This window comes from Bradyrhizobium sp. USDA 3315 (genome assembly GCF_054056795.1).
The window spans coordinates 6,120,793-6,143,821 of record NZ_JBSRYP010000001.1 but is presented as its reverse complement, the minus strand read 5'-3'; the positions used below and the strand labels follow the sequence as shown (position 1 = coordinate 6,143,821).

Here is a 23,029-nt window from a genome sequence, read left to right as displayed (position 1 = left end):
TCATGCCCGGCCTTGTGCCGGGCATCCACGTCTTTTCTGCAATCGCGTAAGAAAAGACGTGGATGGCCGGGACAAGCCCGGCCATGACGAAAAGAAAGAGAGTCATTTTAGATCAGTTAGGCAGCTGAAATTTGGCTATTTCAGTTTGCAGCTCAGGACCCGGCGCGGCGGATCGTGATGCGGGTCTCGTCGGTCATGTCCTTGAGCTCCTTGTTCGGCTCGCGGTAGAGATGGCGCTCGATCTCGACCGTGCGGCCGTCGATCGTCTTGGTGCATTTCTCGTCGACAAATACGCCGCCGACCTCCTGCTTGTCGGCGCCCGGCTGTGCCTTGGAACAGGTCCAGCCGTCCTCGCCATAGCGCGACCTCGCCTGCAGGCCGAGCAGGAAGGCCTTCTTGCGCAGATAGAGCCGCGCCTTCGGATCGGTCTCGATCATCAGCGCCGCGATCTTGGCGTCCTTGTCGATCATGACGGTGAGGATCGCGGGATGGCCGCCGACCATGGTGCCTTCCCGCCCACTCTCGCGATCGTATTCGAAGCGGATGCCGCGCAGCTGGTCCGGTCCGGCCTGGCAAGCCTGCCATTGCGCCCAGTCAGCCAATCTGTGGGTCTTCTCGCCGACGCAAGTCAGGTTGATGTAGCCCGCGTCCGGCACGCTGCTGATCGCCATTCCGACGCTGATGTCGCGCAGGTCTCCCGCGGTCGCCATCGCCGGCACCGCTGCCGTGACGGTGACAGCGAAGACCAAGCCACGGATTGCCGATCCTTGCTTGCTCATGGCTTTGCCTTCTCGCTCTGATCGGACGGCGCGGCGGCGTGGCCGGCCTCCTTGTAGATGTTGCAGACCCGCGAGCCATCGCCGAAGAACGCGATGCATTCATCGTAGGTCGGCTCGCCCTTGCCCTTGACGCGGGCGAGCACGTAGTCGGCGACGGCCTCGATCTCGTTCGGCCGCAGGAACACATTCGCTTCGGGCGGCATGCGGTCCGCGACGTCCCGCCGGGTCATCTCGTAGCATTTCGTGGTGTCGTAGGAGCCGCGCACGAAGAACGGCATGCCGGTGCCCGGCCGGCCGCACGTCACGGTCTCGATGATCTGCTCGCGGGTCAGCTCGGTCTTGCGCAGCGACAGCGCGTCGCCGCCATAGCCGCCGCCGCCATTGCCGTGCCATTTGTGGCAGCCGACGCAATTGCCGCGCTTGAACACCGCCTTGCCCGCATCGGTCGGATCGCTCGCCGACTGCGCTTGCGCGGTACCGATAAATCCCATCACCAGCGCGCAGCCGAGCCACGCGCCAACCAGCGATATTTTTTTCATTTGTCTTGTTTCTTGTCTTTTTTCTTGTCTTTCTCGGCCAAATCGACGCGGGAGGCCTCGGTGAGAGGCCTCCCGCGCTTGCGACGTCAAAGGGCGAACACGTAGAGCATCGAGCCCGGCTGCATCCGCTTCAGCTCGGGCGTGGCATCGATGAACCACTTGTCCCAGGCACCGCCGAGGCCGACCAGGATCGCGACATACTGCTTGCCGTCCACCGAGAACGTCATCGGAGGCGCATTGACGCCGCCGCCGGTGTTGAACTGCCAGAGCTGCTGCAGCGATTTCGCGTCGTAGGCGATCACCTCGCCGGACGGCTGTCCGGAGAACACGAGGTCGGGCGTCGCCAGGATGCCGCCGAGATTCGGGAATTCGGTCTCCGCCTTCCCTGCCACCTTGCCGGTGGTGACGTCGATCGCGGTGACGCTGCCGGTGATCTTGACCGGCTGGCTCGGTCCGCCGCCCGTGAAGAACTCGCGCTTCTTCAACTTGTCCGGCGTCGTCTCCTCAACCGTGATCCGGTTGCAGCTCTCGATCACCGGGATGTACCAGAGCTTCAGGTTCGGATTATACGCGGTCGGCGGCCAGTTCTTGCCGCCCATGTTGCCGGGGCAGATGTCCGTCACCTTGTTGGTGCGGCTTGGCGTCACCGCCGCGTTGTAGCGCTGCACGCCCTGCTTCGGATCATACTCCACCGGCTTGCCGGATTCGGGGTCGAGACCCTTGGTCCAGGTCACCTTCTTGACGAACGGCAGACCCCAGATGAACTTGCCGCTGTTGCGGTCGATCGCATAGGCAAAGCCGTTGCGGTCGGCCTCGAGCGCGAGCTTCTGCGTCGTGTTGTTCGGACCGGGGACGTCGACCAGCACGTTCTCCGCCACGCTATCATAGTCGTAGGGATCGTTCGGCGTGTGCTGGTAGTGCCATTTGATCTTGCCGGTGTCGGCATCGAGACCAAGCGAGGAGTCGGTGTAGAGGTTGTCGCCGGGCCGGTACTCGTTGTCCCAGTCCGGTCCGGGATTGCCGACGCCCCAGACGATGGTGTTGGTCGAGGGGTCGAAGCTGCCGGTGACCCAGGTCGATCCGCCGCCGCTCGCCTTGGCGTCCTTGTCGTCCTTCCAGGTCTCGTGACCCGCCTCGTCCTTGCCCGGGATGGTGTGGGTGCGCCACACTTCCTTCTGGCTCTTCAGGTCGGTCGCCGCGATCCAGCCGCGAATGCCGTATTCGGCGCCGGCCACGCCCGTGATCGCCATGTCCTTGACGATCAGCGGTGCGCCGGTGATCACCTCGCCCTTGTCGGGATCGGCGACCTGGCGCTGCCAGGCGACCTGCCCGGTCTCCTTGTTGGTCGCGATCAGGCGGCCGTCGAGCGTGTGCGAGACGACGAGGTTGCCCCACAATGCGACGCCGCGGTTGTCGACGCCGCAGCAGGCGACTGCACCGGCCCAGTCATGGTCGGTCTTCGGATCCATCTTCCAGAGCAGCACGCCTTTGCCGCCATGCGCATCGATCTTGTAGACCGAACCCCAGCCGTCGGTGACATACATGAAGCCGTTCTCGACGATCGGCGTCCCCTCCAGGCCGCCATGCGACCAGATTCCGCCGCCCTCGACGCCGCCGAGATGCATGGTCCAGGCGACCTTGAGATTCTTGACGTTGTCCTTGTTGATATCGGCCAGCGACGAGAAGCGCGTCGCCGAATAGTTCTTGTGGTGGTGCAGCCAGTTGCCTGCTTCCTTGTCAGCATTGAGCAGACGGTCCTGGCCGACATCGTCGGCGAGCGCGAAAGAGCCCGCGAACGTCGCTGCGGATGCTACTGCCGCGGCGAGCATATGCGACTTTACCCAATTCAACCTTGTCATGAGTTCATTTCCTCCGGATCTAGCATTCTTCATTGATCGAACCGCCCGTCACACACGGGCGATCACGCGAGAAGCCTTGAGTCCCGGCGCATGGCTGTGCACCACCCGCCGTCTTGTTGAGTCACTTGTGTGAGGTCACTTCTGGACCTGTACCTCCGTCTCGATGGTGCCTGCTTTCTGAAAAACGATCGCGCATTTGAAGGTCTCGCCCGGCGTGAGCGCCTGACGCATCTGCAGCAGCATGACGTGATAACCGTCACGCTTCAGCTCGAGCATTGCCTTTGCCGGTACTGGTATATTGGATATCGAGCGCATCGCCGGTGCGCCCTCGCCGCGATCCACAGTATGACGCTCGGAAAAATTCGCAACCGGGCAGCGGACACGAAGCAGCGCATCGGCGCTGTCGGCCTCGTTCTTGATCGTCATCGTCAAGGGAAGGTCCCCGCCCGCTTTGTCGACCGCCGGCACGCGCGCGTCCACAATCTGCAAGGACTCGTTCGCGGCGGCGTTATGCATCACTCCGAACGTGCTGATCAGGCAGAATAATGGCAACGCGATCCATGATCGGCACGCAACGGCGCAATGCAACTCCCGCTCGAACGACATCAAGTTCTCTCCCAACATGATTTTTGCAGCATTGTTTCATGCTTCGTCGTGCGCTGCCAGCAATAGATCGCGAACGCTGCATTAACGCGATTTTGGGCACGCATAGCGGCCATGCTAGCTTCTTGCGCATGAGTGCTCTCGATAAACTTCCGCCGGCACAGCGCGACGCAGCACATGCCGCACTGCGTCAGGTGATCGGCACCGCGGCGATCGACGCGGTCACATCGGTCTCGGGCGGCGCAACGTCGGCGCAATTGTTCCGGATCGATGCAGGCGGCGAGAATTATTTGCTCCGAATCGAAGGAATGCCGAGCCCGCTGCGCAATCCGTTTCAGTATGTGTCGCTCAGGATCGCCGCCGAGGCCAGCATCGCGCCGCGACTCCATTATGTCGACGAGGCCTCGCGCGTCGCGGTGATGGATTTTGTGCAGCGGCAGCCGCTCGGCCGCTATCCCGGCGGCCTGCCGGCGCTGGCGAAGGCGCTCGGCGAATTGCTGGCGCGCCTGCAGGCGACGCCGACCTTTCCCGCTTTCGTGCGCTACCCCGACATCGTGGCCCGGCTCTGGGCCCATGTCGGCCGCACCGGCCTGTTCGCGCCCGGCGTGCTTGAGCGCTGCAACGAGCACCTCGCGCGCATCCGCGCGGCCTATGCCTGGGATGAGGCCAACTCGGTGTCGAGCCACAACGACTCGCTCCCCGCCAACATCCTGTTCGACGGCAACAGGCTCTGGATGATCGACTGGGAATCCGCCTATCGCACCGATCCGCTGGTCGACCTCGCGATTGTCGGCGACAGCCTGGCGCGGACGCCGGAGCTGGAAAGCATTTTGCATCGTGCCTGGCTCGGCCGCCGGCTCGACGAGGCGCGGCGCGCACGGCTCGCACATGTCCGCGCGCTCACCCGGCTCTACTATGCCGGCGTGCTGCTCAGCGCATCCGCGACGGCGCCGCGCACCGTACCCGATACGAGCCTTGCGGCACCGACGCTTGCCGAGCTCGCAGAGGCCACACGCGCCGGCCGGCTCAAGGCCGGCACGCCGGCGGCCAAGCATGTGCTGGGCAAGATGTTCGTCGCCGCGTTCCTGACCGAAATCGCGACGCCCGGCTTCGATCTTTCGGTCTGACGTTCACCCCGGCGGATTGAACGTCGACGGAAAGAACTGCAGCGCAGCTCACTGCGGCACCGGGTGCAGCCTTGCGAGCTGGTCGAGCGACAATTCGGCCTCGCGATCGCTCAGGGGAAAACGCACGATCACGTCCTGACGCGCCAGCTGGCCCCACAGCGCATCCGACGACCATTTCTGCGGCTCGGGTCCGCGCGGACCGTCGACCCAGATGAAATACCATTCCGGCATGGACGCGACCAAAGCTCCTCGCCGGAACATTGGTCCTTCGCCGGCCAATCCGCAACGCCCGATTTCGTGCGCGGCGCGACAGGTGGGGCTATTCGTACGGCGTGCCGTCCTTGTGCAGGAAGCGGCCGTCGGAGCTCGGGCTCATCATGTCGATGTCGGAGCAGGTGATGACGTCGGCGCGCGAGCGCGAGCCGACCTCGAGATAGGTCGCCGTCATCTGCGACCTGTTGATCAGATGATGCCCGTTGCCGGAGTTTTTCGGGAACGCCGCGCAATCGCCGGCCCGCAGCACCGTCTCGCCGCCGTCCTCCACCAGAACCACCTCGCCCGCGAGCACATAGACGAACTCGTCCTCATCCGAATGCCAGTGGCGCTGGCTCGACCAGTTGCCGGGCGGCAGCCGCATCAGGTTGACGCCGAAGTCGGCGAGCCCGCCGGCATCACCGAGACGCTGTCGCACCCGCTCGGCGCACGGCGCGGCGAACTCCGCCGGATAGCCGGTCCCCTTGCGCTCCGGCACGTTTGCAAGGTCGACCTTGGGCATGGCGTCTCTCCGGCGGTTGGCGGGCGAACGAGCGATCGGGCCGACTGCAATTGGTTTCATGGAAGGCGGCAGCGAGGAGGTTCCGCGGTCAGCCGCCAAATCGCTTCACCAGTTTTGAACCTTTGGCCGTGCTGATCTGCTGACCGGTCAAATCGCTTCCCACGCTCAATCCCTTCGTCATCAAGTTGCTGCGCAGGGCGGCCTGCTTCTCATCGGCGTAATCTACGTCGACGTGGTCGAGACTCATCAAATGCCCAAGTTCATGAGCCCACGCGCGTCCGTTGGCAAAGTCATTGCCATACCATTGGACAAAGCTTGCCGGCTCGGGATCGCTATGAAGATACGAGCCGCCACCGGCCGAGAGATTGACTATCGGATTGACGAGATAGATGTGGACCGCATTGTCGGGAGCATGCCGGAAACTGAGAACATCCAGCACGCGCTGGTCATTGTTGCGCGCGCTCTTCGCCATATCGAGCGGTTTATCTTCCACGTAATCATTGATCACGAACCCGATCTTGGCCTTCGCCCAGATCTTATTGACCACATCCAGTGCCTTCTTGGCGGCCTCGCCACTCCATTTTTGCGGCTCGGCGACACCTTTCTCGGCAAATGGCGTAATGTAGATTTTCAGTGGAATAGACATGTGCGTCTCCAGAGATTTCGACGACACCTGCGGTGGGCGTCCACACGTCGACGTCCGGATCCCGAGGACGCAGATTTCGATTCTTTCGGGACTCGCACGTCTCAGCTCGAACGGATCGGCGTTGCTTCCAGATAGACGCAGTTCGCGCTCCTATGGAAGAGGCCCGAGGCTGCGACAAACGGCCGAGACGAACGGGCTGAACCCTGTCGACGCCACCGAGACTAACGACGCGGCCGTCACACGCTGACGATCCGGCACGAGCATCGCTTGAGCATGCGAGTTCAATTCCGAGATCACTATCGAGAGATGGAACTTCGCTTGGCGAAGCCCAGGCGGATGCCGGCACTGCCAGCCATTCCGGCGCTAACGATAAAAGACAGATATTTCAATATCTTACAGGTCAATTGACATTTGTTCGGCCGTGCACCACCGGCCCTACACGCTTCGGTGTATCCTTGAACAATCTCGCTGTCCCGGACGACAACATCAGGAATGGATTGGACTCAAGTTTGTTCTCTACGGAGGTATGCCGGCGCCCGTAACGCTTGACGCAGTGGAGTTTGCGCGCGGCCACCTTCGATAAAGCTGCCGTTGTTTCGAGCCGATTTTTGGACGTTCGCCATGCGCTACACGCTCCTCCGAGTTCTTGTTGTTCTTGCTGCTTCGGTTCTCCTGGCGTCTCAGCCAGCCTGGGCAACGAAGCGAGTGGCTTTGGTGGTCGGCAATTCGAACTATCAAAATGCGCCATTACTTCCGAATCCTGCCAATGATGCCACCGCTATCGCCGCGACCTTGAAGGGCGCCGGGTTCGATTTGGTGGAGTCTCGGCTGAACCTGACCTCGAGCGACATGCGGCGGGCACTGAGGGATTTCGCCGATCAAGCTCGCGATGCAGACATCGCCATCGTCTACTATGCAGGTCACGGAATCGAGATCGACGGGACGAATTATCTGATCCCGACGGATGCCAGACTTGAACGCGACACCGATATCTATGACGAGGCCTTCTCGCTCGATCGTGTCCTGCTGGCCATCGAGCCCGCCAAGCAGCTCCGCGTCGTGATCGTTGATGCCTGCCGCAACAATCCTTTTGCCGACACCATGAAGCGAACCGTCGCTTCGCGCGCGATCAGCCGCGGGCTCGCCCGGGTAGAACCCGCCGTATCCAATACGCTGATCGCGTTTGCGGCGAAGGCCGGACTGACCGCGCTCGACGGCAACAGCACGAACAGTCCCTACGCGACGGCGCTGGTGAAATATATCGCAAAGCCTGGACTGGACCTGCGCAGGGCTTTCGGCTTCGTCCGCGATGATGTCTTGCAAGCGACCGGCAACCGGCAGGAGCCTTACGTTTACGGCTCACTGGGCGGTGAGGACGTTGCGCTCGTGCCAAAGGCAGAAGGGCCGGCGCCGCCGGCGGTTAACGCCTCGTCGGAGATCCGTCGCGACTACGAATTGGCCCTGCAGGTCGGCAATAAGGCCGCCATGAGCGCGTTCCTCGCCCAGCATCCCGACGGCTATTATGCAAATCTGGCTAAGCTTCAGCTCAACCAGATCGACGCGGAGGACGCGCGCGTTACCGCCACCAGGAAAGCGCAGGAAGCGGAGCAGCAGAAGGCGCGGCTTGCGTCCGAAGGTGCCCAGCGAGCGGAGCAGGAAAGGGCGGCCGCAGAATTCAAGGCCGCGGAGGATGCCCGTATCGCGGCAGAAAGAACAAAGCAGGCGGCGCAGGACCAAGCTGCTGAGGCTGAACGGAAGCGGACCGCATCCCAAACCTCAACGGTCGCCATGCTTTCCGCGAACGGACCCGCGCCCGACAGCGCCAAGCCGGATAATATTGCAACCGCTACCCCATCGCAGAATAGCGAGGGCGCGAAGGTTGCCGCCCTGAACACGGCGCCGCCGCAGGAAGATCTTGCCAAATCGGTGCAGAGCGAATTGAGCCGGGTTGGTTGTTTCACAGGCTCCATCGACGGTGAGTGGAACGCGGCCTCGCGTCGCTCCCTGACCTTGTTCAACCGGCACGCCGGAACCAAATTTGACGTCAAGCTTGCAAGCCTCGATGCGCTCGATGCGATCAAGCTGAAGCCGGCCCGGGTTTGCCCGCTGATCTGCGAACATGGCTACAAGGCCGACGGCGACCAGTGCCGCAAGATCACCTGCGCCGAGGGCTCGTTCCTGAACGAGGATAACGAATGCGAGAAGCGGCGCGGGAAAAAGCCGGTGGCGAAGCGCAACACGGATGAGCGGCCGTCGCGCGCCGATCGTCCGGTCCGTGAGAGGCCCGAGCCGCAAGCCGACGTTCCCCGACGACAGGCGACGGCCAGACCCTCTGGTGGCAGCGGCCAGATCGTGTGTGATGCTTATCTATGCCGCCCGGTCCGTCGCGGGTGTCATCTCGATTACCGTGGCGGCGGAGGTCCCGGCGGCGGTACCGGCAATGTTGAGGTCTGCAACTAGGACGGCATGCAAGGCGGCACGCTCGAGATCGGGCCGCCGTCTCCTCCCCGCAATCGGCAATGCCGGGGGCAAGGGAGCCAAACCGCGGGGCCCTGCACGCAAGACGCCGGACAGCAGCTTCGGCCACAAGAATATTCACCACATGATCGCGCGGGACGGTCTCCTCGACCGCCCGGGCAGCCTGAGCAATGCGATCGCTGACCTACTTGATGGAGTATGATTTGATGTCGAACGACCAATTGTTCGGCAACAGTCTTCCGCCGCCGCTGTCCGGTATCCGCAGCTGACTGGTCCAATCCGACAGATAGCTCAACGTGTCGGCCGGCCCCTGAAGCTTGCGCTGAATGTCCGGCAAATCGAGCAATTGCACACGTCGCTCGCTCAGGATCGCAACGATCACGGCGGACCCGGCCGGCGGCGCGACGACATATTCAAATCCACGTTGCTGTGCCGCCGGGGTCGGAACGATGAATTGGACGCCAGGCTTGACAAGATTCATGTCGGGTCCGACCGACTGCGCCAATAGCTCGGCAGTCGGGAAGATCTGGCTCATCCGCCCTTCCGCATCAACATCCACCAGCATCAGATAGCCGGGCTTCCTGGCGGTTACGCCGAATGACACCTTGCCGCCAATGTTGACGGTTGGACCCGGCAGGATTTCAAGCGCCACGCCGGCGGCATTTGCCGGGCCGCGCGGGGCCTGTACGCGCCAGAGCAACGGAGCATTCGTCGCACCCGCCGATGGAGCGGCCGATGGCGGCGGCGTCGCCGACGCGGCCCCGCTTCCTGCCAGCAGCACGATCGCGAACCAGGACTGCTTGCGGGAAACCAGTTTCGCTGACGACATGACCGGCTGTCACAGCTTCGTCAGGGAACGCTGAAAAAGCCGATTGACGCGATCCGCGCATCCGCCGGCAGGTAGCGCTCCAGACTCTTGATCACCTGCCCCGAAGCACGGCGCCGGTTGAGCTGCATCAGGACCGTCTCCAGATCAACCATCCGCTGCTGCGAGGTTACCGCGACGATCTGCTCGGCGCCGAACGGCTCGCCTACCCGAAGCGGCAACCGCAGATTTGCTGATCGAGCCATCGCGGCATCGGAACCCACCGGATACAGCATCTGGATGGTTCCATCACCGGACACGTTGAATAGCAGCACCGCCCGCGAACCAACGTCGGACAATTCGACCTCGACGGTCTGTCCGCTGCGCTGCTGTCGATCATCCGGCCAAATACGCATCAGCTGCGGCGACTGCGTCGCCATGCGCTTCAGCTCCCGAATTGCCGCGGTTCGGTTGACCACTGTCGTCAAACCGCCAACGTCGACGCCATAGGCGACCACGTCGCCCCAGGCGATCACATCATGGGATACGGGGTCCCAGATCAGGTCGGGATTATCAGTCGGTTGAACGGCCTGCACGCTGGCGTCCTGCGGCTTGACGCTGGTGAAATAGCTCATCTTGCCGTCAAGCGCGGCCAAGCGGATCGGCGTGGTGAGGCGGAAGGGTGGCAGTGCGGCACTGGGCGCAGCCGGGGCGGTCGCAGCGGCACTGGTTGGAGCGGTTTGCGACTTGGCCGTAACGGCCGGCGGCGCAGGGGTCTGCTTCTCGGCGGACGCGACGGTAGCGACCTGGCCGGAGGCAGCTCTCGCCGCCGTCCCCTGGATCAGCACCACGCCGCGGGTCAGTTCGAACGCGACCTCGGTTTCCGGCATCTGTGCCGGCGACGATACCGTCACGATATTCTGGCGCTGGTCGGACAGTTGATAGACCACCTGCCGAACATTGCTGAAAAGCTCTTTCAGGGTCACCTTGCCGTCATGATTGATGTCCGCGTTGCCCTCCACGGCGCGCGCAACGGCATAACTCAGGGCGCCGCGCAGGCCATCGATCCCCGGAATCCGCACTTCCGGCGCCTTGGTGTGCCGATCGACCGCGGCGATGAACGCGGTGTGGTCGAGATCGAGTTCGGACTTCGGGTCGTCGCTGCTCGACACCGGCTTCAATTCATCGACCAGCAGCGTGTAGCGGGGCACCTGCCGAAAACTCATCTCAGCCGCCCGCGGATCGATATCGCGCACCATTCCGCCGCCATGGCAGGTATCCGCGACGAAAATCACCCTTGCGCCGCGCAATTCGAACTGCCGGATGAAATGGTTGAATTCGCTTCCCAGAATGCGCTCGACCGACCCGGCGGGCGTGGTCGCGAATTCAGGCAGCAGGAACACGTTCTCCATTCCGTCCGGTTCCGAGCCCTTGATCCGCTCCGGCTCCTGCGTGCCGTGACCTGCGATCGACAGGAAGACGAGATCGTTGCTCTTGGTCCGCTCCACCAGTGAGCTGATTTCGCGCAGCACGCTCGCCCTGTCCGCCTGTGCATTGGTCAGCTCGACCACATCGCTGACACCCATGGTTCTCAAGCTGGACACGATGTCATTGGCGTCGGCGACCGCGCCCTTCAACTTGCGTACATGCTGGTAGTCGTCGATGCCGATGACGAGGGCCCGGAGAGCCGCACCGTCGGGATTGCTTATCGACAGTTCACCCGCCGCATGCGCGCGCTGGAGTGGCAGGCCGATCAACGCGGCGAGCAGGATGGCGGCACACAGCCAACCGGTCCTTCGATCAAAGCCCCTGAGCGTTCGCATCGCGATCCACCTCGATATCAAGCAGGTCCGCCCTGGAACCGCACCGGTAAGGCAGAAAGGCAAATGCCGTCCGGACCTCCGGAAACCGGCGCGCAGGCGGTGATCCATGTTCATCTGTAGCCTTGGCAAGACCTCAGGTTCAGCGCCGTTTGTTCGCCGTCTTGCGGCCTGTCGGCGCCTCGGTCTCCTGATAGGCGTTCGCGGAAACGGTCGTCTGATCGTCTGCGAACGCCCGAAAGCGGACCGGAACGTAACCGCGCGCAAGCAGGCTCGCGAGCGGGTAGACGTTGCGGCAGACCCGACCGTTGCAGCCACCCGTCGAGGATTCCATGACCTCGGCCTTGCGATCCGGGGTGAACCGCAGGAACAACATCACGTGGGAACCCGGTTTGTTCAGGGCGTCACCAGGCTTGAGGTCCCAGGGATTGGTCACGGGCGCGGCGATCGCGGGGATGGCGGCGGTCGTGTAGTGGACGGAAAGTCCCCACGTGGCACTGACGAACGCCGAACAGTCGACACCGGCCACATCCGGCCGTGGCTCGTTACGGGTGCAGACATTGCCCGCCAGGGTCCCGCTGTCGATCCGCTGCCGGAAATTCGCAAGCGAACCGTGGCAGCCCCAGCAATAGGGCACGCCGCGCACTTCCTGGTTTACCTTGCCCTGCAGATACCACGGCCGGCGAATACGACTGAAACCGGAGCATTGGCTGTCGGGATCGCTACCGTAGTTCGCCGGTGTCAGCTTCCACTGGATGCCCTCAAAGGCGAAGGCCGTCTCGATCGCCTGCTGACGATTGGACGGCCGCACGGCGGCGGTCGCATTGAACTTGACATCCGGCCGCGCCGCCGCCGGCGCGGCCGCCGTGCGCGACGGCCTGACGTCAATGACGGATACCTTGCCCAGGGGGCGGAAGCCGACACCAACCACCTCGACGCCATCCGGCTTGGTACGCAGAAAATAGACGTCGCCGTCGCCCGAGACGGTGACGAACCGCCGGGTCACGGGCGTGTTCTCCAGCGGCAGCTCGTAGATACCCTCAAGGCGTCCGTTCGCGGCATAGCGTGCGACGAAGGTGGAGGCATTCTTGCCCGACGGAGGAATGTCCTCGGCCAGCACGTAGAAGCGGTCGCTGTTGTCGATCTCGAGAAACTCCACGGTGCCGAGCTGGTTGCGGACGCGCAGGCCGAGCTGACCGATGGTCTCGTTGGAGACCATGGTCTGGATTTCGACCCGAACGCCGGCATTGCCCTTGTCGGGAATGATATCGGCGATCACCGATCCCTTGCTGCGCGAGGCGATATATTGCCGGTCGGGCTGTCGCGTCGTCCTCACGATGGCCGCGCGCGTATTCTGATCCAGCAAGTCGGTCGGGCTGCTCAGCGCCTGCGAGCCCATCTGTGCGAAGGCCGAAATGGCGACCTGGTCGTCGGTTCCGCGGGATGAGACTTCCTCCAGTTGGATCTCGTCGCCGCCCAGCCCGCGTGTGGACTGTCCTGGTGCCGCCTTCAGCATCCGCACGCCGCCGTCCCAAACCATGATGTCGTCGTTATGGACGACGAGGTCGGTGGGCTGGACGTCGCCAGGCATCTTCAGGATGCCGGGAGCAGTGTTCGGTTGCTTGGGGTCGAACTGCAGAATGCGGCCATTGATTTGATCGAGCACAAACAGATTTCCCTGTCCGTCAGCGCTGAGCGCTTGCGGGCCCGCGAGTTCGACGTCCTGGCTGGCCGCGACGATCCCCACCATGGATGCAGCCGAACCGCCGGCAAAGCTTCGCACGACCGCGTCGTCGGCCCTAGCCCCGGTGGCAGCTATGGCCGCGCCGACGATAGAGAGCCAGATCCAGCTAGATCGACGAAGCATATCCGCCTCAATGTAACCGAACCGAATGCGGCGTCAGTCCGACTAATCCAAGACTGCCTAATCCAAGACTGCGCGAGTGCAGCGTCAATTAGTGGCGAGCAACCCCGATCCCGTTCAACTCTTTCACTGGACGGTGATAGTCCGAACTCCTTCAGCTTGCAGTGCAAAATCATGGCCAGAAACAGATTTGAGCAAGTCAGTGAAATCCAGCCCGACGCGATTACTCTGGTTTTGAGACGCGACAATGCCGGCGCCTCCGGGTCAATCGTGTTGCCGGCCGCCGCAAGCGGGGGACGCCTGAGCAGCGACCAGGTCAGCGCCCATATGCCGGCCCAGGATGCCTTTCGCGGCGCAATCCGTCTCGCCAATGACATGAAGCTCGCGATCGTGGTTTGCGACCCCGATGGCGTCTGGAAACCGGAATGGGGCGACCTTTACCAGGCGATCGATTGACCCACACGGGCAGACGCTGGGGCGCCGCATGGAGGCCGGCATGGCAAATGGAGCGTTAAGCGGGCAGTCGTTGAGGTCGCGAGCCTTGATGATCGCCCTGTTGGCCGCAACCGGCTGGCCTGCGCGGGCGAACGATTCGGCGGCCGAATTGTCCATCGGCGGGCTGCAATTCGTCCGCACCAAGGACGTGGCCATGGCGAGCGAGGAGCTTCGTATCGGGCTGGACCGGGTCAGCGTTCGCTACCAATTCGTCAACCAGACGAGCAAGCCGGTTGCACTCACGGTCGCCTTTCCGCTGCCCGACATCGACCTGTCCGAAGCCGAGAGCATTGCGCTTCCATCGAGCGATCCAGTCAACTTCGTCGCGTTCGAGACGAGGATCGACGGCAACCCGGTGCCGCTGGCCATCGACCAGCGCGCCATGGTCGGCAACAAGGATGTCACCGCCCTCCTCCGTCAGTTCAAGCTGCCTTTGCTGCCGCTCGGTGATCGGGAGATACGGGTGGCCGACCTGCCGGCGACAACCCGCACGAAGCTGATCGATGATGGCCTTCTGATGCCTGCCGGCATGAGCGACAACGGTCGCCAGCAATACACGCCCGGCTGGATAACCAGGACGTCGGCTGTTCGCGAGCAAGTGTTCCCAGCGGCGCGTACCGTCACGGTCGAACATCAATATCGCCCGAGCGTCGGCTCCAGCCCCGACACGGTCCTGCGCTCCGGTCTGCGTCACAGCGCGGCGCTAGGCCCGGAAGTCGAGCGATACCGGAGAGATTATTGCGTTACGGATGCCTTCCTTGCCGAATTGGACAAGCGCACAGGTGACAGCCAGGCTAACACCGCAAAGCTGCAGGAGCGGCGTATTTCCTACGTGCTCAAGACGGGTGCGAACTGGGCGGGTCCAATCCGGTCCTTCACGTTGACGATCGATCCGGGCGGCGACGACCGTCTGGTCAGTTTTTGTCCAGGGCGGCTCAAGCCGTCATCTGCCGACAACGCGCGGCAGTTCACGGCGAGCGACTTCAAGCCGGATGCCGACCTGAAGATCCTGATGATCGGCAAGTTCTGAACGGCAGCTCAATTGGTGAGCATCACATAGCGTCCAGCCGCGGTGATGGTCACGTTGCCGCGTTGAGCTTCGCTGGTTGCCTGCAGGAAGAATGTGTCGGCAGCCATCGGTCGCGGCTGGCGCAATGAATCCAGGACCCGCGGGGCTGCGACGGCCAACAGGAGTTGCGGACCGGTCGTACGCTCCATCGGCAGGGCAAAGGAAAGCGAGTCGACGCCCGGCTTCAGGAGGTAGGACAAACTCCGCACCTCGCCGCGATCCGAGACCATGAGCAGTTCCACCACCCGGTTGGCAAAATTCTCGACGGTCCCATTGAGGGTCTCGCCGGCCTTCAGCTCCGTCGCCGACAGGTTGATGCGCGGCGCCCGCGCTTGATCGCTTCCGACCTGACTGAGGAATTTGACGGCCGGACATTGTGCCTGATTCACCTGCCTGACGCCGACCGAAGCCTCAAATCCCTGCTCCTTTCGAAACGCCTTGTCGAAGGTATCGAACGGGGCGGTCGAAGCGCCGAAGCCTTCAATGACGGCTGCGCTTGAGCTCACGGCAACAGGCAGGATGAAGAAGCAGTCGCCGCCCGCATACTGGGCAACATATTTGCGGATGCGCTCGGCTCGACCCGGCCCGTCGAGGGACGGAGACGGCGTCAACGTCGGCTGAGACGGCAGCTTCACCGGCTCCTGACGTGCCGGCGGTGGCGGAGCAGGCTCGCTCGTCGGCGCGGATGTCCCGGCGAGTTTCGGAGGCGGCGGCAAGGCCGCCAAGCCCGATGTCTTCCAGACAAATTTATAGAAGGTGTACCCACCGCCGCCCAGCAGAAGCAGCAGCCCCGCGACGCAAGCGCTGAGCCAGATGCGGCGAGAGTTCCGTGTGGTTGATGGCACCCGCTCCTGCCGCGCAGACGTCCCGGCTTCCGGCTTCCCCAATGGATCGAAGCCGTAGAGCGGTGCCGCGGACGGCTGCGCCGAACCCGCCGGCGTCCCGTTGGCGACCTCCGCCATGGTCGGGCGCAAGGCCGGGTCCGGCTGCAGCATCCTCTCGAGAAGCGGCCTGATGCGCATGTCCACTGCGCCGAGATCGGGCACGCGCCGACGCTTCTCGACCAGTTGAAACTGGCTCCCGCCCATATCGAGCTTCTGTCCGGTCAGGGCATGGAACAGCACGAGACCAAAGCTGTAGACGTCGGATTTCGCGGTGACATCATTGCCGTACAAGCCGACCTGTTCCGGCGACGCGTAATTGTCCTTGCCGGCGAAGCCGGAGCCGATGATGGTCTTGTCGCCCATCTGCGTCGATCGGGCGATCCCGAAGTCGATGATCTTCGCCCGCCTTACATCGTCGAGCGGCACGATGATGTTATCGGGGGAGACATCGCGATGGATAATGCCGTGCTCGTGAGCGGCCTGAAGGCCCGATGCGACCCGCCGCATCAATTTGATCAGCGCTTCGAAGGTCAGCGGCCCATCGTCGAGCATGTTCGACAGCGAGCGTCCGTTCACAAACTCCATCGCCAGATACGGGCGCTGCAGTGCGGGCTCGACCGTGAACAGGAAGTAGCGAACGATTGCTTCGTGCGGAAGATTGTGAAGCGCCGCCGCCTCCCGGCGGAACAGCGCAAGCGCCGCCTCGTTGTCGACCATGTCGGGGAGCAGCATCTTGACCGCGACGGGCGATCCGGTCTGGATCTCGCGGCATCGGTAGACCTCCCCCATGCCGCCTGCCCCGATCATCGCCTCGATCTCGTAAATGCCGTTGAGCCGGGTGCCGGCCGGCACACCGCGGTAGGATGACCGAAACGGATCGTTCGCGGTCATGGTCGCGGCTCCTGATCAAGCGGCGTCCTCGTCGGCTCTGAGGATCGTGGCGCGAGCAATCGCACGATCACGATCGTGACGTTGTCGAGTCCGCCGCGATCAAGTGCGAGCGCGAGCATGTCGTCGCAGGCGGTCTGGGCAAGGCGGGTGGCCGCGTGCTGCTCGATCTCGTCGTCCCGCACGTGCCGTGTCAAGCCGTCACTGCAAATCACGAAGATATCTTCCGGTTCGGCCGGACCGGTCACCACCTCGAGCTCGGGGTCGGCGACGACACCGACAGCACGGGTGATGGCATTGCTCGGCCAGTCCTGGACCTCTTCGCGCGACAGCGCGCCATCGGCGATCAGCTCCTCCAACTCGCTGTGATCGTGCGACACCTGTGTGATGCCGTGGCGGTTGATCAGGTACACCCGGCTGTCACCCGCCCAGATGCAGGCATAATGGCCGTCGCGCACCAGCAGGACTGCCGTCGTGGTCCCGACAATGGCACCCTGCCTTTCATGGCTGAGTGCCAGGATCTGCTGGTTGGCGCTGAACAGACGCGCCTCGCATTGCGCCAGCAGGTCCGCCGCGGAGTCCGGCGCGCCGATGGAATCAAGCGACTCCACCACGATGCGGCTGGCAAGATCGCCCGCCTCGTGACCGCCCATACCGTCAGCGACGGCCCACAGGCCGACGTCGGTTCTTACCAGGCACGCATCCTCGTTCCGCGCCCGCACCCGTCCGGCGTGAGTGACGCTACCGACATCGAACAAGGAGGGGACGTGTGCCATCGCGCGTCATCCCGTCCCGGATACTTCGCGGCCAACGTCGCCGGTCAGCAACGTGGAATAGCGAAACGGATCCGGCAATCCGCGGCAACACAGTGCGGTCGGCGAGAACCCTTCGCCCCCGGCGGTCCACCAGAAACTAGCCGCGGCATAGACTTGAGGGTTGGCGCCGCAGAGCGTGCCGAACGACTCGGCAAACCCATCGACCGTCGAAACCATTCCCAGCGTCGCATCACTCAGCGACACGACCGGCGGTCGATCGGTCCCCGGCGTCCGCAGACGGGGAAGCGCGAGACGATCCAGTGCATCGGAGATCTGCTCGAACGTCGCAGCCCGGTCCAGGGTCGAGAGCAGGAACGTCTCCACTTGCCCATACCACTCGTCCTGCGGGTCGATCTGCGGCGGCGACAGCGCGGCGTCACCATCCGGCACCGCATGCAGCGTCAACGGATAGTATCGCCCCACACCGTCGAGCGAGGGCATGATCGCTCCCGCGACGGTGGTGCCGCAGATCGCGGCGCCAAGCCAGAATCGCCAAATCGGCGCGGTCAGGAACGCTTCCTGCCAGCCGGCGCCGAGTTGATGGCGGCTTGCGGAGATGGCGGCCTGCACCCACGGCTCCCAGACTTCGAGGAAGCTGCGCGGCGTCGCGATCGCGATGAAATCACGCTTCGCGCCGATCTTGCCGAATAAGCCGCATCGCATGGTCATATTCCGGTCGGGCAACGAAACTCGCGGAGCACTGACAGGTTTAGCGGATTGCGCAGCGATCCGGTCGAAATCTGATAGTTGAGCTCGCGCCCGGCAACAATGAAAGTTGCGCTGGCGGATTCCGCCTTGGCGACCAGCGAGCCAGCCTCCAGCATTCGGAACAACGACCAGGGGCCGATGCGCTCGAGTACGGATGGCGAGCCGGTCTCGTTGCTGACCGAAATTGCCGTCCGCGGCGATGGGCCGGGCCAGAGCACCGTCGTCGGTGAATTGCTCTGCGGTGGCGGCGGCGGAGGAGCGGGTTGCGGCGCGCCAAACATGGAGGGGGTTGTGGCTGGTCCTGGTGTGGTCGGGCTGGTGATCGTCGTGCCGCCGATCTCGGTCTTGACTGTGATGCCGGGTCCGGCCGCGGCCGGCGGCCGGATCGCAAAGGACACCGCCGGCACACCGCCGCCAGTCTGGAAAAAGGCGTCGCGGATATAAGCGGCATTCTGGAACTGCTTTAGCGTATCGGGCGAGAACGACCGGCCGACGGGGCTCTCCTTCCGCCAGACCCATTCGGATCGCGACGTATCCGCATAAGGCGCCAGGAACTGAGTGAAGAACTTATCCATGACACCGTTCGGGCTGAACAGTTTGGCAAAGTCCGCGAGCGGGACTTCCTGACCGCTGCTCCGTACGAACGGGTAGCGGTTGGTCACCGTCTGCTGACAGACCGGCGTGACCTGATCGCGCAACGACTGCAGGATCTGACCGGCCGTGGAGGCGGCGATGCTGCCTTCGAACTCCCCAGCCGCCGCCCGCAGCATATCGGAAAATGGCGGCGGCATACGCGAGGCATTGTTGCGCAGCGCCGCAACCTGGGTCTGAAGCCCCGCCGTTGCTTGCGCCGTCAGCTGCGGATTCTCGACCATCAGCGTCAGATTCTGCGCGATGTCGTTCAGGTTTGCGATCGTCGAGTCGATCGGCCGGCGGGTGCTCTCCCCTTCAAGCACCGCATGGTAGGGTTTGAACTGCGACTCGATCGCCGCGCCGGGCGTACCATCCTGGGCATTGTTGAACAGCGCTGGCGTGGTCACCGCGGGCGGCGCGGGTGGCGTGCCGCCGCTCGCCGGCTTCGGGCGTTCCTTGGTCAGCATCGTCTCATCGCGCACCGACTCCAGGATTTGCCGCATCGGCGAGGTCGGCGCCGAAAGCGCCCTCAGCACCTCGTATTTCGGCTTGTCCGCGAGCAATTTCTTCAAACGCAGACTGCCGAGCGCGGTCCGCCACGTCGTCACGAACTCATTGGAGTAGATGCTGAGCAGATCGCCAGCCAGATTGTCATACTGCTGGTCGATTGCCGACTGCTGGCCGGCGTCACCCAAGACCCACCGCTCCCGCTTCATGCGCTCCGACAATCCGGGCAGTCGAGCGATGAACTTCTGATTGAAGCCGTTGTAGGTGAAGAACTCGGGCACCCGCACGTTGTCCAGGGGCTGCCCAGTCGTGGTTTCGAAGACAACTGCCACGTCCGGACCGCCTCGGCGGCTGGCGATCCAGTCGCCGGCGGTCGATCCTCGAGCCTCCGACTTCAGGAACTCGTAGGCGCGTTGCGAGACGCTGAGGCGCGCCAATGAATTCTGGGCCTGCTTGATCAGCCGTCCGTCAAGCTCGACCAGCGGCGGCTGCTCGGTTTCGAGGTCGAACATGGCGACGAGATTTTCGTCGAGCAGACGCCGCCCTTCCGCATTGGTCGCGCCAGGATAGAGGTTGTCCGCCCAGTCGCGCTGCATCCAGGAACGGATGAGCTCGCGGTCCGGGGATTGCAGGCCGCCGAGCATCAGGTAGACCTTCAGCGCCTCATAGACGAAGGCAGGCTCGTTGATGCGCGCATTGAGCTGCTCTTCCAAACGGTACAGCAAGCGAGGCCTGAACATGCGCTCAAGCGCGGTGTGATAGGCTGCCTTCGCGGGCGACAACAGGCGCGCGTGCTGACTGAGCCCGTAGCGCGCCGACAGTGCGACCGGCTCATTCCGTGAGGCATAGCCGGCCGGGGCGTTCCGCAGCCGATAGAGCAGCGGCAGCACCTTGTCGAGATCGTGATCGGCGATCAGCGTTTGCTTGATGAGCGGCGCCCCGGCGGTCGCATACTCGTTGTCCGCCTGCAAACTCTGCTCGATCAGGTCGGAGTTGCGCTTGTAGCTGGTCAGCCACGCACCGACCAGTCCGATCGCCACCAAACCTATCAGCGACAGCGCCGCGGTCTTGAGGATCAAGGCGCGGCGCACCGCAGCGCGGTCGGTCGAGACCCAGTCGGCCTCGCCGATGATGACCTTCGAAATCAAATCGGCAAGGAAATAGCTCTTGCCGGTTCCGGAGTACGATCCGGCACCGACTTCCTCCGCGCCGAACGTACGCGCCAACGATCCGATCAATTGATCGATCGGCGTGCCCTGCTGGGTGCCCGACGTGAAATAGAACCCACGCAGATTGGCATTCACGTGATACCGTGTCGGCTCAAAAATCTGGTTGAGGAAATCGTGTATCTGCGGCTTGAGCCGCGCCATCTGCGCCGGGAAGCCGAACAACTGCACCCGGTGCTGCGGCGTCGGCTCGTCCTGCAGACGGTCGAGCGTTTCCTCGCTCAGACGCTCCAGCAGGCGATCGAACTCGACCGGGACCTGTCCCACCAGATTCTGGGTCTTGTCGGCGGTCTGGAACGTGGCGCCCCAGACCTGGCGCCGGCCGGCCTCGCTGAGATAGGCGAAATATTCGGTGAAACCGGCAACGAGATCGGCCTTGGTGAACAGCGCGTAGACCGGGAAGCTCACTTTCAGCCTTTGATGCAGCTCGAGGAGCCGCATCCTGATGGCATCGGCATGAAGCGCGAGTTCCTGCTTCGGCAGCGTCAGCACGTCTTCCAGACTGATTGCGACGAGAACGCCGTTGATCGGCTGGCGCGACCGATTTTTTTTCAGGATGTCCAGGAAGGACAGCCAGCTTTCCTTGTCGGCCTTGCTGTTTGAATCCTGGGTCGTATAGCGACCGGCGGTATCGATCAGCACCGCTTCCTCGGTAAACCACCAATCGCAGTAGCGAGTCCCGCCGACCCCGGCGATCGCCGCCGGCGTCGCCCCGCGCGCGAGCGGAAACTTGAGCCCCGAATTGACCAGCGCAGTGGTCTTTCCCGCACCTGGCGGACCGATAATGACGTACCAGGGTAGATCGTAGAGATATCCGGACTTGTTGCCGCTCGCGGTCTTGAGCGTTGCGAGCGCATCCTTCATGCGCTCCTTGAGCACCGGCTCGTCGCTGACAGCCTGGTCCGCAGCGCTGACGCCGTCGGCGATCTCTTTGGCATTCTTGCGTCGCTTGAAGAAATGAAGGCCGGTGATGCCTGCCGCCGCCGCGCCGAGCAGCAGGATCGCGATCTGGCGAACGATGTGATTTTCCAACGGATGCCAGTCGCCGAAAGCAACGAAGGGACCCGCAAGGTAGATCACTGCTCCAAGCGAGCTGAGCCCGACTCCATAGAGAACGATGCGTAGAATGTCCTTGGCGAGCATATTGACCGGTACCTGTCGCTTATCGCGTGAGCTTCTGGCGTCCGCTTATTCGCTACGTTCGATGAAAATTTCGACCCGACGGTTTTTGGCACGTCCCTCGGGCGTCGAATTGCTGGCAATTGGTGAATCCGATCCCTTGCCGTCGACATCAACGCGCGAACCATCGGCCAGGCCGGGTTTCAGCGCGGCGGCAACCGCCTTGGCGCGCTCGACCGACAATTCGAAATTCGAGGGGAAACGCACGGTGCGGATCGGCGAGCTGTCGGTATGGCCAACCACCCGGATTCGCCCCGGCTCCTTGTCGAGCGTCGCCGCGACGCGGGCCGCGATCGGCTTGAAACCATCCAGGATGGTTGCCTGGCCCGAGGCAAACAGTGCGAGATCGCACACCCTGATCACGATGAAGCTCGCGGTCTGATCCGCGGTCATGGCGCACGCCGTCTTCTCCTGCGCAAGCGCGTTGCGAATGCGCTGCAGCTGGGTGATGCGGTCCGGCGGTGGCGGCGGAGGCGGTGGTGGCGGCGGCGCAACGACGCGGCGCTTGAGCTCGATCGGATCGCCGGGATGCAGTGCCAGCGCGACTTGCGCAGCATTCTCGGCGCGGCCAGCCAGCAACGTTCGCAGAACGAAATAGGATCCGGTCAGCAGCGCGGCGACCACGGCCGCCACCAGCCAGACCGGAATGCGCAAGTGCTTCCGCCGACCGGCCAAGGCCTGTCCGCGCCAGTGCGGCGACAGATCGTTGGTCGGCTTGGGCCGAACCCGGCGTAGCGTTTCATAGAGGTTGCGCTGGATCATCTGGAGGTTCGCAAGTCCGCCCGGCGACGTCCGGTGGATGCCCTGGAATCCGAGCGCAAGGCAGGCGTGCTGAAGCTCGAGCACCGGATAGTTGACGAGCGGATCAGTCTTCAAATGGTCGAGAATCTCGAAGAAGCGTACGCCGCCCACGCGCTCGCCGAAGAACCGGCTGAGCATCGAGTATTGGGCCCAGACGTGCCGGTCGTCGGTCGGAATGTGCTGCACAATATCGTCGGCGGTCGCGCACAGGATATACTTTGCCGTATTGGCCTGGTGCTCGGAAATGCCCGCCGAGCGGATATCCTTTTCGAAGAACTTGATGGCGTCGGCGACCTGCTCCATCAGGCTCGCGAATGACGCCCGCATCAGCGCGACGCGCAGCCGGCCGAGCAACTGCAGCAAAGGGCCGCCGGCGCGCATTACCGGATTGGCGTTTGGCGCAACCAGATCGTCGACACGCAAGGGCGGTCCGGGCGGCAGCATCGGTTGCGGCGCCTGAGCCTGCGCCGGCGTCGAAATCCATTCCTCTGAGGGCTGGCTGGTCGGCGGGGCGGCGTAGCTTGCGCTC

The 23,029-nt window shown here is 63.4% G+C and carries 19 protein-coding genes; 4 read left to right on the top strand and 15 right to left on the bottom strand.

The genetic code is table 11. The features are described 5' to 3' along the window. Nucleotides 1–152: 152 nt before the first annotated feature. From ACVIYL_RS28620 to ACVIYL_RS28605, 4 genes are all read right to left on the bottom strand, one after another. Nucleotides 153–779 carry a hypothetical protein gene (locus ACVIYL_RS28620; RefSeq protein WP_063709654.1) on the bottom strand — a complete coding sequence of 209 codons (627 nt, stop codon included), beginning with the start codon at nt 777–779 and terminating at the stop codon, nt 153–155. Next, complete coding sequence (locus ACVIYL_RS28615) at nt 776–1,270, bottom strand: c-type cytochrome (RefSeq protein ID WP_456781901.1); 495 nt, start codon at nt 1,268–1,270, stop codon at nt 776–778. Before ACVIYL_RS28615 ends, ACVIYL_RS28620 begins: the two co-directional genes overlap by 4 nt. A 134-nt stretch (nt 1,271–1,404) precedes the next feature. Next, on the bottom strand, nt 1,405–3,177 hold the full coding sequence (locus tag ACVIYL_RS28610) for a PQQ-dependent dehydrogenase, methanol/ethanol family (RefSeq protein ID WP_129965109.1): 1,773 nt from the start codon (nt 3,175–3,177) through the stop codon (nt 1,405–1,407). A 135-nt stretch (nt 3,178–3,312) separates the two neighbouring features. Beyond that, a complete protein-coding gene (locus tag ACVIYL_RS28605) occupies nt 3,313–3,783 on the bottom strand; it encodes a copper chaperone PCu(A)C (RefSeq protein ID WP_307720401.1) in 471 nt (156 codons plus the stop codon). A 128-nt stretch (nt 3,784–3,911) separates the two neighbouring features. Between ACVIYL_RS28605 and ACVIYL_RS28600 the strand changes: the two genes are divergently transcribed. Continuing rightward, complete coding sequence (locus ACVIYL_RS28600; protein ID WP_253608188.1) at nt 3,912–4,907, top strand: phosphotransferase; 996 nt, start codon at nt 3,912–3,914, stop codon at nt 4,905–4,907. 48 nt (nt 4,908–4,955) lie between these two features. Here ACVIYL_RS28600 and ACVIYL_RS28595 read toward each other — a convergent pair whose 3' ends face one another. From ACVIYL_RS28595 to ACVIYL_RS28585, 3 genes are all read right to left on the bottom strand, one after another. Then, nucleotides 4,956–5,138 carry a hypothetical protein gene (locus ACVIYL_RS28595; RefSeq protein ID WP_229158945.1) on the bottom strand — a complete coding sequence of 61 codons (183 nt, stop codon included), beginning with the start codon at nt 5,136–5,138 and terminating at the stop codon, nt 4,956–4,958. Nucleotides 5,139–5,226: 88 nt separating this feature from the next. Continuing rightward, nucleotides 5,227–5,682 (bottom strand): cupin domain-containing protein, encoded by a 456-nt coding sequence (locus ACVIYL_RS28590; protein WP_253608187.1) that lies wholly within the window; start codon nt 5,680–5,682, stop codon nt 5,227–5,229. Between the two features lie 88 nt (nt 5,683–5,770). After that, nucleotides 5,771–6,328 carry a zinc-dependent metalloprotease gene (locus tag ACVIYL_RS28585; protein WP_253608186.1) on the bottom strand — a complete coding sequence of 186 codons (558 nt, stop codon included), beginning with the start codon at nt 6,326–6,328 and terminating at the stop codon, nt 5,771–5,773. A 621-nt stretch (nt 6,329–6,949) separates the two neighbouring features. Here ACVIYL_RS28585 and ACVIYL_RS28580 point away from each other — a divergent pair. Then, nucleotides 6,950–8,788: a caspase family protein gene (locus ACVIYL_RS28580; RefSeq protein ID WP_456780366.1), complete on the top strand. Its 1,839-nt coding sequence runs from the start codon at nt 6,950–6,952 to the stop codon at nt 8,786–8,788. A gap of 202 nt (nt 8,789–8,990) precedes the next feature. Here ACVIYL_RS28580 and ACVIYL_RS28575 read toward each other — a convergent pair whose 3' ends face one another. The 3 genes from ACVIYL_RS28575 to ACVIYL_RS28565 all read right to left on the bottom strand — a co-directional run bounded on the left by ACVIYL_RS28575 (nt 8,991) and on the right by ACVIYL_RS28565 (nt 13,298). After that, a complete protein-coding gene (locus ACVIYL_RS28575) occupies nt 8,991–9,635 on the bottom strand; it encodes a DUF4384 domain-containing protein (RefSeq protein WP_456780365.1) in 645 nt (214 codons plus the stop codon). A gap of 20 nt (nt 9,636–9,655) precedes the next feature. After that, a complete protein-coding gene (locus ACVIYL_RS28570; RefSeq protein ID WP_253609989.1) occupies nt 9,656–11,434 on the bottom strand; it encodes a caspase family protein in 1,779 nt (592 codons plus the stop codon). 139 nt (nt 11,435–11,573) lie between these two features. Further along, a complete protein-coding gene (locus ACVIYL_RS28565) occupies nt 11,574–13,298 on the bottom strand; it encodes a hypothetical protein (RefSeq protein WP_456780364.1) in 1,725 nt (574 codons plus the stop codon). 156 nt (nt 13,299–13,454) lie between these two features. Between ACVIYL_RS28565 and ACVIYL_RS28560 the strand changes: the two genes are divergently transcribed. Both ACVIYL_RS28560 and ACVIYL_RS28555 read left to right on the top strand, forming a co-directional pair. Further along, complete coding sequence (locus tag ACVIYL_RS28560; RefSeq protein WP_253608182.1) at nt 13,455–13,751, top strand: hypothetical protein; 297 nt, start codon at nt 13,455–13,457, stop codon at nt 13,749–13,751. Nucleotides 13,752–13,839: 88 nt separating this feature from the next. Continuing rightward, complete coding sequence (locus ACVIYL_RS28555; RefSeq protein WP_253608177.1) at nt 13,840–14,820, top strand: DUF4424 domain-containing protein; 981 nt, start codon at nt 13,840–13,842, stop codon at nt 14,818–14,820. Nucleotides 14,821–14,828: 8 nt separating this feature from the next. On the opposite strand, the gene ACVIYL_RS28550 is transcribed toward ACVIYL_RS28555, so the two are convergent. The 5 genes from ACVIYL_RS28550 to tssL are packed head-to-tail and all read right to left on the bottom strand — an operon-like array spanning nt 14,829 to nt 22,944. Continuing rightward, nucleotides 14,829–16,634, bottom strand: a complete 1,806-nt coding sequence (locus ACVIYL_RS28550; RefSeq protein ID WP_253608175.1) for a serine/threonine-protein kinase — start codon at nt 16,632–16,634, stop codon at nt 14,829–14,831. Next, nucleotides 16,631–17,407, bottom strand: a complete 777-nt coding sequence (locus ACVIYL_RS28545) for a PP2C family protein-serine/threonine phosphatase (protein ID WP_253608172.1) — start codon at nt 17,405–17,407, stop codon at nt 16,631–16,633. Before ACVIYL_RS28545 ends, ACVIYL_RS28550 begins: the two co-directional genes overlap by 4 nt. A 6-nt stretch (nt 17,408–17,413) precedes the next feature. Next, nucleotides 17,414–18,115: a type VI secretion system-associated protein TagF gene (gene tagF / locus ACVIYL_RS28540; protein ID WP_309145026.1), complete on the bottom strand. Its 702-nt coding sequence runs from the start codon at nt 18,113–18,115 to the stop codon at nt 17,414–17,416. Then, the gene (tssM, locus tag ACVIYL_RS28535) at nt 18,112–21,663 is read right to left on the bottom strand and encodes a type VI secretion system membrane subunit TssM (protein WP_456780363.1); all 3,552 of its coding nucleotides are present in this window, start codon (nt 21,661–21,663) and stop codon (nt 18,112–18,114) included. Before tssM ends, tagF begins: the two co-directional genes overlap by 4 nt. 45 nt (nt 21,664–21,708) lie before the next feature. Next, nucleotides 21,709–22,944: a type VI secretion system protein TssL, long form gene (gene tssL / locus ACVIYL_RS28530; protein WP_456780362.1), complete on the bottom strand. Its 1,236-nt coding sequence runs from the start codon at nt 22,942–22,944 to the stop codon at nt 21,709–21,711. Between the last annotated feature and the right edge of the window lie 85 nt (nt 22,945–23,029).

Excerpts from the sequence above, each read along its gene's own strand:
- ACVIYL_RS28620 (WP_063709654.1), bottom strand. The coding sequence starts at position 779 with ATGAGCAAGCAAGGATCGGCAATCCGTGGCTTGGTCTTCGCTGTCACC.
- ACVIYL_RS28615 (WP_456781901.1), bottom strand. The coding sequence starts at position 1,270 with ATGGGATTTATCGGTACCGCGCAAGCGCAGTCGGCGAGCGATCCGACC.
- ACVIYL_RS28610 (WP_129965109.1), bottom strand. The coding sequence starts at position 3,177 with ATGACAAGGTTGAATTGGGTAAAGTCGCATATGCTCGCCGCGGCAGTA.
- ACVIYL_RS28605 (WP_307720401.1), bottom strand. The coding sequence starts at position 3,783 with ATGTCGTTCGAGCGGGAGTTGCATTGCGCCGTTGCGTGCCGATCATGG.
- ACVIYL_RS28600 (WP_253608188.1), top strand. The coding sequence starts at position 3,912 with ATGAGTGCTCTCGATAAACTTCCGCCGGCACAGCGCGACGCAGCACAT.
- ACVIYL_RS28595 (WP_229158945.1), bottom strand. The coding sequence starts at position 5,138 with ATGCCGGAATGGTATTTCATCTGGGTCGACGGTCCGCGCGGACCCGAG.
- ACVIYL_RS28590 (WP_253608187.1), bottom strand. The coding sequence starts at position 5,682 with ATGCCCAAGGTCGACCTTGCAAACGTGCCGGAGCGCAAGGGGACCGGC.
- ACVIYL_RS28585 (WP_253608186.1), bottom strand. The coding sequence starts at position 6,328 with ATGTCTATTCCACTGAAAATCTACATTACGCCATTTGCCGAGAAAGGT.
- ACVIYL_RS28580 (WP_456780366.1), top strand. The coding sequence starts at position 6,950 with ATGCGCTACACGCTCCTCCGAGTTCTTGTTGTTCTTGCTGCTTCGGTT.
- ACVIYL_RS28575 (WP_456780365.1), bottom strand. The coding sequence starts at position 9,635 with ATGTCGTCAGCGAAACTGGTTTCCCGCAAGCAGTCCTGGTTCGCGATC.
- ACVIYL_RS28570 (WP_253609989.1), bottom strand. The coding sequence starts at position 11,434 with ATGCGAACGCTCAGGGGCTTTGATCGAAGGACCGGTTGGCTGTGTGCC.
- ACVIYL_RS28565 (WP_456780364.1), bottom strand. The coding sequence starts at position 13,298 with ATGCTTCGTCGATCTAGCTGGATCTGGCTCTCTATCGTCGGCGCGGCC.
- ACVIYL_RS28555 (WP_253608177.1), top strand. The coding sequence starts at position 13,840 with ATGATCGCCCTGTTGGCCGCAACCGGCTGGCCTGCGCGGGCGAACGAT.
- ACVIYL_RS28550 (WP_253608175.1), bottom strand. The coding sequence starts at position 16,634 with ATGACCGCGAACGATCCGTTTCGGTCATCCTACCGCGGTGTGCCGGCC.
- ACVIYL_RS28545 (WP_253608172.1), bottom strand. The coding sequence starts at position 17,407 with ATGGCACACGTCCCCTCCTTGTTCGATGTCGGTAGCGTCACTCACGCC.
- tagF (WP_309145026.1), bottom strand. The coding sequence starts at position 18,115 with ATGACCATGCGATGCGGCTTATTCGGCAAGATCGGCGCGAAGCGTGAT.
- tssM (WP_456780363.1), bottom strand. The coding sequence starts at position 21,663 with ATGCTCGCCAAGGACATTCTACGCATCGTTCTCTATGGAGTCGGGCTC.
- tssL (WP_456780362.1), bottom strand. The coding sequence starts at position 22,944 with ATGCTGCCGCCCGGACCGCCCTTGCGTGTCGACGATCTGGTTGCGCCA.